This is a genomic window from Paraburkholderia sp. UYCP14C (assembly GCF_004197395.1).
In the GTDB taxonomy this organism is placed as follows: Bacteria; Pseudomonadota; Gammaproteobacteria; order Burkholderiales; family Burkholderiaceae; genus Paraburkholderia.
Genome location: NZ_SELS01000402.1, coordinates 1 through 249, shown reverse-complemented (window position 1 = coordinate 249; position 249 = coordinate 1). Strand labels below are relative to the sequence as shown.

The window sequence follows — 249 nt, the reverse complement described above, 5'->3', positions numbered from 1 at the left end:
CTCTCGAAGTGGCCGGACGAGGCCGACGCGCGTGAAGCGGCGCTGCGCCTGGCCGGTCGCCTGACCTCGGATGCAGGCCTGCGCGAGTCGATGAACGCGCAGGCGGTGGCCAGCGCGCTCAATGCGCTCTCGAAGTGGCCGGAAGAGACCGACGCGCGTGAAGCGGCGCTGCGCCTGGCATCGGAGGCGGGCGTGAGGCTGCGCGAGTCGATGAGCGCGCAGGAAGTGGCCAATGCACTCAATGCGCTC

1 pseudogene is annotated in these 249 nt (G+C 70.7%); it reads left to right on the top strand.

The features are described 5' to 3' along the window. Positions 1-249, top strand: a pseudogene (locus EVC45_RS46105) (hypothetical protein); the annotation flags it as partial.